Below are 11618 nucleotides of genomic sequence, written 5' to 3'. Positions count from 1 at the left end.
GGCTTTGATCAGGTTCTTTTCCGCTTCACTGGCGATACGATCGACAAAAGGAGCGGTTTTTGGCAAAGATTGTCCAACACCAGCCATTTCGGTTAGTTGGCTGGTTAAGCCTGCTGTCAACATCGACGAGACAATGCTGAGAATATTCTTTGAAGAGCCAAGCTCATGCAAGGCACCGGCAATATTGCCGCGATTATTGACAAGAGCCACAGCGCTTTTGTTAATCAGCGCTTGGACACCTGCCTGTATCGCCGCATTCATGGCGGTGCTCGAGCCAAGCCCCAAAGCACCGGTAATGGCACTGGCAGCGCCCGAGGCTGCTCCACCCGTAACCGCCGTGACAGCCAATGCCACGAGAGCCGCACCGGCTTCTGTCAGCCCTTGGGCTTTATAATCCCAGTCTTTAAATTCAGCCTTAACTGCTTGCCAATCCACTTGCTTGGATAATTCTGGATCATCACGCAGTTGCTTGATCCATGCCATGCCTGGAGAGCGAGACAATTGCTCAAGGGATTTGTCTAAATCACCGGTTGCCTGATACTCAACAACAAAGCCATCACCCGCATCAAGCTTTATGCCACCCTTAGCATCTATGGTGACATGCTCGATGGTCTCCTTAAGGTAACCTTTATCGCTCTCACTCCACCACACAAGGTTTTCATTACGCTGATAAACGTCCTTAAAATCTTGATCCTTGTTGGTCAGAAACTTGATCTTCCCCGTATCTGATGCCAAATGCGTCTGACCACCACTTGATAGCCCTGCCGCATCAAGCGTGAGATCTCCATTTTGCGCATGCATGGAGAGGTTGCCCTCTGTTTCTATCGTGGTTTTGTTTGTAGTAACTTCTGTTGATTGTTGACGAAACTTATTCTTTTGCTTCGATTTGTCGCCTTCTTTGCCCCTCAGATCCAAATCAAAACTGTTAAAATCTTGCTCTGAAATCGCGTTGAGAGCGCCACCACTGGTGAAATCCCCATTGCCCTTGGCTTTAAACTTTCCCCCAAGGTTAAGTTCACCACCTGTGACAATGGTCAAATCTCCATCACTGTTGACTTCTGTCAAACGGTGCTCACTGCTTTGGGCGTTATAATGCCCTTTTTCCAATGTCTCCTTATGGTCACTCTCTAGCACTAATGAACCAAACGTAGCAGAACCATCGACAATCACCGTCATCGGACCGCCACTGCTCCATTGGCCACCAGTCATGCTTAAATCGCCAAGGGAGTGAATGTTTAAATCCTGTATAGAAATGATTTGAGCCTGCTGCCCACTGCGATCAACAAAACCATATTCATTCGTGTCACGGATTTTTGCAGTACCATCAATGATTGTCTTCGCATTGAGGGTGATGATATCCCCCAGAATAACACCGGAAGAATTGGCTAAAAGATCGCCACTGCTGAGATCTACAGCACCGCTGCCAAGCAAAAAACCACCATCATTAAACAAAGTTTGCGTAGTCGAAACATGCAATGCACCATTACTTGATATGGTGCCGCTATTGGTAAGACGGTCCGTCTCTATAGTGACGCCATTGCCTTTCAAACGTGCACTGGCAAGGTTTCCTTGCTGCGTTTTTGCCCCATAAACATCTTGTGCTAAAGAAGTGTTTGGTGCCAAATAAACGTGGGGTACCAAGACCTCTTGTCCGTCGACAAGGTGGGTCTCAAGCCAGATCATATCCTTTTTGATCCCAGCAATTTGCTGAGGCGTTAAGGGCTTGCCTAGCACTAACCCCAAGGGATCTTGCTGCTCCACAGCATTGTCATAGAGCCTTTGCATTTGAGCATTGGGATCTTCAACATCAAGAAGAGTGCGATTGCCTGTCAGTTCAAAGATTTGCTCACCCACCAGACGATATTCAAAATAAGCATCCCCCAACTTTTTGAACACGTGCTCAGGCTTATAATTGCCAATCTTTTTTAAGTAATAGTCCGATCCTAAAAATTTACTTGGGTTGATAAAATCTGGACGCGTCTCGACTAAAAATGGCACATCCGGTGTTTGGGTCTGAGCCAATTCTGTCTTAACAGAGTTAAGCCCATCTTGCGTTGGCACTTGTATGGATTCTGGTGCGGGTGTTTTTGTGCTTGGTGCAAAAAGCCCTTTGTGCCCTTTCAAACCATTGATAATCCCATCTAATCGATCATTGCTGATCAGTGGTTTGGAACCGTCAAAATCGGGTATTTGTCCCCCAGCCAAACCTTGATCGCCAGAGCTATAGCTGATCGACGGTTTGAAGCCATCAACGTCAGTATTTTTAACGCCACTCAAGCCTTTATTGCCAGAGCTTAAGCCAATTTGACCGGCTCCCTCGCGCACCGCATGATTGTCAAGAGTGTCTGTAACCTTGACATCAAGAGTGCCACCAGCTTCAATCGTCCCGTAAACAGCATCATAAGTGCGCGTGGTTGTTTTGGTATCAGTATAATGTCCCTCATCTTTAATGCCTCCCGTAGTACACCCTAGATTACCGAATGTTTTGCAATTTTTTTCCCTGCGATGTGTTTCAGTTACAATCTTGGTTTTTTCAATTAAATCACGCCCCTCATTGAGTAGCGTATCACCCTGCATTTCAATATTGCCATTAGCAGCAATTAAGCTATAGCTATTACGGATATCGCCGGCATGAACCGTGAGATGACGTCCTACTAAAATCTGTGCAGCTCCATTGGTAAAATGAGGCTGCTGACGAATGATCGTAGTGTCAACATCTTCCTTTATCTGGTGGTGTCTAACCTCGGTTTTTTTCCATTTTCCTCGCACGTAACTGTGACCAACCACTTTATCGGTAACTTCAACCCCACCTTCACGCATGTTGGTAAGCGCTGAGACATCGAAACTCATATCGCCTGACACGGCTTCTAAAAGACCCGAGCTGTTGATCACATGACCAGCCCGCTCTCCACTTAAACCACGGATGATGAGATTGTCTTCAGCAATGACATCGGCAAAATTATTGATAAAATCCCCATCTAAGGAGAAAATGGCAGATTTCTTAGCATAAATCAGACCGCTATTGCTCAGATCACCACTCATATTGAGCGCAACCCCATCACCACTTGAACCAATACTGCCGGCATTGTCCAAAACATCTGCGGTTAAAACAAAAGCGCCACCACTTTTGAGAACTCCGTCTTCACCATTTAAAACCAGAGCAGCTTGCCCCAATGACGGATCATGGCTTTCTGCTATAAGCGTAAAGCTGTCACTGGCTAAAAGCTGACCTGAATTGGCTAAAGACCCAAGCTTCGCATCAACAACACCACCCACCATGATACCGGAATTGCTTAAAACACCATGGCTGTTGAGAGTAAGTACTCCGCCTTGCGCTTCCACAAGCCCAGCTTGGGTGAATGTGCCTGCCTTCAGCGTTACATCATAGGCGGCAACCTTGCTTGGTTCGCCCAGCGTCAAGGTGCCATCGGTTGAGAGCTCTATCCGCTCTTGCGCAACAATGCGCCCCGTTTGGTTTAGAGTGTTTTGCGCACGCAAAGCAATAACGCCATTGCTTGCAAGCATACCGCTATTGGTTAAATCACCGTGGCTTTCGAGAGTAAGTTCCTCACCTTGCGCTTCTATAAGCCCAGCTTGGGTGAGTGTGCCTGCCTTCAGCGCCACATCATAGCCGCCAATTTGGCTTGTCTCACCCAGTGTCAAGGTGCCATCAGTTGAGAGCTCTATCCGCTCTTGCGCAACGATGCGCCCCGTTTGGTTCAGAGTGTTTTGCGCATTCACAGTGATTGCGCCATTGCTTGCTATCGTACCACTATTGGTTAAATCACCGTGGCTCTCGAGAGTAAGTTCCTCACCTTGCGCTTCTATAAGCCCAGCTTGGGTGAGTGTGCCTGCCTTCAGCGCCACATCATAGCCACCAACTTGGCTTGTCTCACCCAGTGTCAAGGTGCCATCAGTTGAGAGCTCTATCCGCTTTTGCGAAACAATGCGCCCCGTTTGGTTCAGAGTGTTTTGCGCACGCACAGTGATTGCGCCATTGCTTGCTATCGTACCACTATTGGTTAAATCACCGTGGCTTTCGAGAGTAAGTTCCTCACCTTGCGCCTCTATAAGCCCAGCTTGGGTGAGAGTGCCTGCCTTCAGCGCGACATCATAGCCACCAACCTCACTTGTCTCACCCAGCGTCAAGGTGCCATCGGTTGAGAGTTCTATCCGCTTTTGCGAAACAATACGCCCCGTTTGGTTCAGAGTGTTTTGCGCATGCAAAGCAATGGTATCATTGCTTTCTATTGTGCCACTATTGCTTAAATCACCGTGGCTGGTCAGTTGAAGGTCACCACGCTCAATCTCTATGTGCCCTGCTTGGATCACACTATCAGCAACAATATTGACTGCCCCTTGCGTAGAAATGAGACCATCAACATTCTCAAAACTGCCCACATCAATGCGCAAACCATCCCGCGCTAAAACATGCGCACCTTCATCATGTGTAGCGTTTTGTTGCTCTGAATTTGTCGTTTCAGCGCTTTTATTGACAAAAGACGTTGCAACAATCTTCATCTCACCGGCTAAAGCACTGAGAAGACCAGCCTCATTGTTTATATGACCAGCACGTGTCTCTTTCAGCCCACCAATGCTGAGAGCCTCTTCTGCAATCATTCTGCCCTGTGTGTTGGTCAGATTACCATCACTGAATAGATCTATAGATTTTTTGGCGTAAATCAGCCCACTATTGCTGACATTTCCTGCCACATTGAGCGCAACATTCTCACCACTAGAGCCAAGCGCACCGGCATTGTCTAATTGCCCTGCGGTCACAACAAAAACACCACCACTTTGAAGGACACCTTCGGATGTATTCTTCAGAAAGGCTTGTTGCGGATCGGCGCCTTCTTGTGCGCTTACCATCAAATGCAAATCATCGGTTGCAATAAATGTCCCTTGATTGGTAAATGCACCAATATGAGCATCGACACTCTTACCGCGCATTGTGCCGCTATTGATAACCCCATCACGCACTTGAAGGGTTAATGCTCCCTCTTGAGCTTCCACAGTCCCTGCTTGGGTTAAAGCATCAGCACTCAAAACCACATCATAACTTAAAATCGTGCTCTCTTGAGAGGTTGTGAGCATGCTACCCGCTGTCAAGGCAACCTGCTGCATACTGACAATATCACCCGTGTGATTGAGGGCACCATGGGCATCCAGCGTTATCTCCCCATTGGACCAGACAGTGCCTTCTTGGATCAGGGCACCGTGATGCGCATAAAGGTCAATTTTTTGCTCTGCCACTAAGCGCGCGCGTGATGTAAGCTCTGCTGCTTCCACCAAAAGAGAACCGCCGGCGCTATAATGTCCAGCGCCTACAGTGAGCGCATCATCGGCGCTCAAGACAATATTCCCCTTGGCACCAATATGGTTGTTTAAAGCGCTGATTTGATTGGTTTTAATGGTCAGATCGCCAAGGGAAGAAACCCCTGTTTGATCATTGTCTTGCATGCGGCTTAGATCAATTGTTGCTGCTTGGATCTCTAAAAGATCACCGGCGGCTATCCGCCCATTCCCCGCCTCAAGCTTTGCTGCCTGTAAATGCAAAGAACCCGTCGCTGACTGTTGACCATCACTCCCAATACCGCTTGCTAGAAGAGCATGAGACTGGAGCTTGATCACATCGGCGTGCACATCAACAGCACCGCTTGCCGCAACGCGAGCTTGCTCAGCCAATTCAACATGTTTCAAAGCCTTCAGCTCAACCGCTTCTTCTGAAAAAAGCAGATCTTTCACGTGCACACTATCGTGGTGGGAGTGAGCCTTCACCGCTCCTTTGGCACGTGCTTTGGCAATTACCAGCTTGCCATCACTTGTCAATCTCATGGCGCCTGCATTGGCAACCATGTCTCCGCGCATCTTAACACCCGCACCTTTATCATTGGCAATCACGCGGATCTGCCCCGCATACATTCCACCAAACTCACTGGAATCAATTGCTAATTCCGGCTCTTTGCCATCAGAACCAAGAGAAGTTGCTTCCCGCTTGTCATAATCAAAATGATTGTGACCAGCAATAACAGCCAAATCCCCTTTGACCTGTATGGGACCCCCGACACTGATCTTGCGCGAAACAAGATCAAAAATATCTAATGCACTCCCATCAGCCCCACGAGAGCCTATAGTGATATCTCCACCCTCAACACGCAATCCACTCAAAGCGCCATCGGCTCCAATAATCGGTTGTCCAGTCGATAAAGTCACCCGTGGTGTATTAATAAAGCCACAACCGTTACAGGTAATCCCATTGGGATTGGCGATAATAACATCCGCCATATGCCCATGTACTTCGCTCACGCCTTCAAGACGCGAGCGATTGGCACTCACCACTTCATTGAGGATAACCTTTGCTGCACCGCTATAACGCAAATTGCCGTTGCCTGGCACCAATCCCCCAAGCTGTGAACGCGAAACCTCCTCAGTCGAATTGTTCAAAATCACGCCATGGGTATCAACATTGAAACTGTCATATTTGTTATGAGAAAGACCTTGTCCATTGGGGCGAACAATATCAATCAGCGGCACATCATTGCCGGCTTTCCCCACCGTGGGGCGGAAAACAGAGCCAACCCCATCAGCTGCTTTTATCCCTTGGCTCTCTTGTGCAACAGGACTTCGCGCTCCAAGCGCTTGTGCTTGCAACAACAAAGGCTGAAAAGCTAAGCAAAAGCTTAAAACAAGTGAAAGCCCCTTATGGATCCCTCGCTGCAAAACACAAAGAACGCGCTGCCATAGCTTGTATCCATATCCCAATCTATGCTTTTGATTTTTCAATCCCCGCATCTTCAGCTCCTCATAAAATTCTTTATCTCTTTAAAAAAACAACCCATATGGGTATAAACAGCGCAGCGATATTTTTTACCGCCCCTTTGCTCTAAAATCTCAATAATGCCCGCACTTGAAATAACCCTGTCGCATTTCCCTTTTCTCGCACTGTCGATTGGGTTAAAATATTCGAATAAGACACATCAATATCCGTAATGTCTCCGGTTGCATGGAAACCAAGAGTTGCCCCAACGAGGCTCCCGCCAAAACTGTTTTTGTTTACATTATTGGCCACGGCCCCCAGATCAAGCGCCATATAAGGGGCAAATTGGCTCATAAATTTACGCCCCATTCTCGAAGAAAAACCTGGCAACAACAGCGACAATTCATTGCGCCAAAACGCCCCATTATTGCCGTAATAAATCGCCTCACGCACCCCACGCACAGAGGAACTACCACCAAGCGATATTTGCTCTGAACTAAACAATGTGTCGGGTGATAATTGTCCTGAAAACAGCGTGTTATAGCGAAAGTTATATTGTTTGAGCGAAAAAGGACGCACGTAGCCTAGGGAAAAAGACAATTTGGAAAATTGCCCTTTGGGTGAATTTTTTGTTGCATTCTCTTGCTCTTTATCGTCATAAGCGCCAAGAATTGCCAACCCTTTATGAAACCCTATATGCGCGCTTAATTCTCCTCCAAGCCACTTGCGCGAATGATCAAGCTCAAAGGTTGCAATAGCTAGTTTACGGCTGGAAACATCAACCCGACTGCCCATAATAAAATTATCAGAATATTTCCATGTCAACTGTCCTGTAACCCAGGTCTTTCCCTCTTGATCACGGTCGATAACCCGTGAAATCCACGGTGTCAGCGATAAAGACTTACCCTCAGTCATAATATCGGAAAATATCCCCTTAACACTCGAATGATATTGGCTCCACGTCCCATCAAAACCTGTTGTCCAAGTGCCATAGGGAAGAGAAAATGATCCCGTTAGAGTATCACTATTGGGACGCTTGTGAGAAAAATGATACGGACTACCATCCATAGAACGCTGATAGCTCAACGACCATTGATCATTGATCCCCAACAGATCATCAAAAGAAAGGCTCAAGCGCGTTTGATAAAGCCCTGTTGCTTTAGCGCCAAGATTATCGCTGGAAAGCGTAATAAGCCAAGGTTTCTGTTTTTCAATATGAACATCGAGTATCGAACCACCCGAATTGCTCCCCGCACCAAGATTAATGGTGGCTTGGCGTGAGAAAAGCCGATTGATTTGATCAAGCCCTTGCTCTATCTGGCGCAGATTGGTCGGCTTTCCAATAAGGTTTGGAAAAGCTGTGGTGATTTCTCCTTGAAGTCTCCTCTCAACTTTATGCCCATCAAGGGTAATATCTTCCATCACACCTTCAACAACAACGATCTTGAGATGACCGCCGCTTAAATCTTGCTCAGGCAAATAAGCCCGCACTGCAATATAGCCGCGCTTCATATAAAGCTTGGTCACCGCTTTGAGCACTTTATTGATTTCGGCAATCCCCAAACACCGTCCTTCCCAAAGAGAAATGGCTTCATGAAGGTCGGTATGAGAAATCAACTGAACATCAACAAATTCAATGCTTTTGATCAGCAAACAGGTTGTACTAGGCGAAGCACCATAGGGAGATATGGTATCATCGTCTGGCAAAAATACCTCATGGGTTTCGTTTCTACGGTGCAATCGTTGAAAACGCTGTTGTTGCGTTTGTTGTCGTTGGATGCTCTCTGATTGATTAATCGCTTTCTCACGAATGTTTTGGGCAAAACTCGGCAACGAGAAAAGGCACAAAATAGCCGCAAAAATAAAAGTGAAAAAAAATCTATGCATTCATTGTGTCCTCAAAATGAGCAACCAAATGAACCATATCATCAGCGTCACAGAAAAAATCGCCAACCGCGTAACAATTTTTTAATTTTTTGATGAGAGTAATACTTATAACATCTGAGAAAAAAGCATAGACTGTACTGTGTACACCTGCTTTATGAGTTGTGCAAACCATATCATTTCCCCCGCTTTTGAAGATTTTACAATGACACTGTTAAATGACAATCATACACTCTAATATGCTTCTTAATTTTAAGGTGTCGCATGTAATATAATTTTGAGCTTCAAGTAAAGCCTCTTATTCATAGAATATACCAAATTTATTGGAACTGTTACATATTAGAGACAACAAAAAACTATCCATTATTATCGCTTGATAAGAAAAATAGCATGACAATCGCTTATTTACTAAAATAAGAAAAAAGAAAATGCGTAATGCCATAACTTATGACGAATTAGCATATTTAAAAGCCGTTTATCCCAATGAAAAAACACTAAAGATGATCTGTTTTATTATGTTTACGGTCTTTTGCATTCAGAAGATTATCGCACCCGTTATGCTGATAATTTATGCAAAGAATTGCCTCGTATCCCTTGCGTAAAAACGGCTGATGATTTTTGGAAATTTGTGACAGCAGGGCGTGAACTCGGTCATTTGCACGTAAACTATGAAACTGTAGAACCTTATCCTGTCACCTTTAAAAAGGGTAATCCAAAACAGACAGAAATCTCTAATCCCGAAAAATTCTATTATGTAACTGAAATAAAATTTGCAAAAATTAAGAATAGTAAGGAAAAGGATAAATCAACTGTTATTTATAACAGCAATATCACAATAACAGATATCCCTCTTGAAGCTTATGAGTATATCGTCAATGGCAAGCCTGCTCTTGAATGGGTTATGGGGCGTCAGTGTGTAAAGACTGATAAAAAGAGTGGTATTGTGAATGATGCCAATCACTATGCTGTTGAAACCATTGGCAACTCTGCCTATCCATTGGATTTGTTTCAAAGGGTTATTACCGTAAGTTTAGAAACAATGAAAATCGTTAAGAACTTACCAAAATTGGAAATAAGAGAAACTGAATAACTTATAAAGCATGCTCACATAATGGGTATGTTAATCTCACAAGGGGTATAGAGCTTATAACCATAATCTATACCTCTTTTTGTTAAGTTGCTTACATATAATCCTGAAAGGATAGTCTATATGCGTTATTCTAAAAAGAAGAAACTTGCAATTTTAGATACTCTTATTTGGATTGCCTTTAAAAGATTATATCGTAATCTAAAATGATAGCTTTGTTTAAAGAGGGTTATGTATATTCACTTTTCTTATAGGTTTTGAAGGTATAAAAACCGTCAAAACCCCTTCAAAACGTATATTATTAGTTGAATTTATAGGTTGTGTTATCAATAGAGGTTGTTTTTTAAGATCTGTAAAATATTAACACATTGAAAAATAACGTTTTTACTTTTTATCGTTTTTTTATCTAAAAGAGGCAACCGTCAAAACTCAAAAACCCGTCAAAACTCATAACCATAATGGTCTTGATAGCATTTATTATGATTATAATCCCTTTCTTTTGAAAGGCTTTAAAGGATCACATGCTTTTTATAAGACATGTTTTAATCATTCACTAAATGATCACTTTTGTCGATTCAATGTACTGACATAAACTGACAAATATATATTTACAGTTGTATTTATTTGTTATGGCTGTTTTAATAAGTTGTATTTTGAAAAATTGATAAAACTTAACTTATTGAAATATAATGATTTTAATTTTCTCTCATTAAAAAAAATGATATAGGTTCTAAAAAGAACTGACAAAAATGACAAAAGTTTATTAAAAGGGATTTTGCTCATCCCTATAATGATCAGTTTCTATTGAGATGTTTTCATAAGTGTTTTCATAATGGTCTATAAATCACAATTATCATATATCCTATTTATCATTTCTCTTATGAACATGAAAAATGATGCCATGGCTATAAAGAACATAACAGCTATAGAGAAAGCAAAAATGCAAATGAAAGCATTTGTTTATAAAGACAGTCCCTATAAAGGCTGTTAAGTCTAAAATGTGTTATTAAAAGAAATTAACAGAAATCTTAAAAGCCATTTAGTGACAAAATTGATAGGTTATAAAGTTTAAAATACGCATAATGAGAGCGTTTCTAAATATTATAAATGTATAGATTCAGAAAATAACGCAATCGTTTAATAAAACCTATAATATATCTTTAAAAGCACATAAATATAAAAGAAGCAATTAATAAGCATAAGATATTATCAATACATAACGTATTTAAAAAATAAGAAAAAATATCAAAAAAGATAAAATATTATTTGACAATAAATACGTATTTTGTTATATAAATAACCAAGTGCTGAAAACACTTAAACATCAAGCGGGTAGATTACGAAACAATCTTTCCCATATCAAAAAACTGACTATCTTTTATGCTGTGATTAGCATATATGAGAATTTTGTCGGGTGTGGTCATGCTATACAAAACCCTATGGGGAAGGCATGCCGACGGACTTGATGCCGTGTTTTCAACACCCGGCGCCTTTTTAAGGTGTCAATTGAAAACAATATTAACATCAAGGTTTTAATTATGACAAATATCTCAAAAAACACCCCCGTTATCTCTAATATTTCAAATGAAACTGCGCTTGCTAATCAACAAGAGCCTGCAAAAAAATACGAATTTACAGGAGAGACAATAGAGGTTGGTGATTATACTCTTTATCGCATTCGGGCTTTAAGGGATTTTGCTAATATAAAAGCTGGTGATCTAGGCGGCTTTATACATAAGGTTGCAAATTTAGCTCATAATGGTGATTGTTGGGTCGGTGGCAATGCCATGGTTTATGGTGATGCTCGTATTTACGATAATGCCCATGTTTCGGATAATGCAAAAATTACTGGATCTGCAAAAATTTATGAAAATGCAAGGGTCTATGGCA

The 11618-nt window shown here is 42.9% G+C and carries 3 protein-coding genes and 2 pseudogenes; 2 read left to right on the top strand and 3 right to left on the bottom strand.

Annotation, left to right across the window (positions count from 1 at the left end):
• The 3 genes from ACFIME_RS08900 to ACFIME_RS08890 all read right to left on the bottom strand — a co-directional run.
• The coding region (locus ACFIME_RS08900) for a filamentous hemagglutinin N-terminal domain-containing protein (RefSeq protein WP_375684822.1) at positions 1-6792 on the bottom strand (6792 nt) is incomplete at its 3' end.
• Between the two features lie 91 nt (positions 6793-6883).
• Positions 6884-8644, bottom strand: a complete 1761-nt coding sequence (locus tag ACFIME_RS08895) for a ShlB/FhaC/HecB family hemolysin secretion/activation protein (RefSeq protein WP_375684821.1) — start codon at positions 8642-8644, stop codon at positions 6884-6886.
• Positions 8637-8816, bottom strand: a complete 180-nt coding sequence (locus tag ACFIME_RS08890) for a hypothetical protein (RefSeq protein WP_375684820.1) — start codon at positions 8814-8816, stop codon at positions 8637-8639. The genes ACFIME_RS08895 and ACFIME_RS08890 overlap by 8 nt, the downstream gene beginning before the upstream one ends.
• Positions 8817-9072: 256 nt before the next feature.
• Here ACFIME_RS08890 and ACFIME_RS08885 point away from each other — a divergent pair.
• Positions 9073-9731 (top strand): annotated as a pseudogene (locus tag ACFIME_RS08885) (type ISP restriction/modification enzyme); the annotation flags it as partial.
• Between the two features lie 1535 nt (positions 9732-11266).
• A pseudogene (locus ACFIME_RS08880) lies at positions 11267-11618 on the top strand (hypothetical protein); the annotation flags it as partial.

The sequence above is a fragment of the Bartonella sp. AP1QHHD genome, from assembly GCF_042196265.1.
In the GTDB taxonomy this organism is placed as follows: Bacteria; Pseudomonadota; Alphaproteobacteria; order Rhizobiales; family Rhizobiaceae; genus Bartonella.
This window is presented reverse-complemented; position numbering and strand designations above follow the sequence as displayed.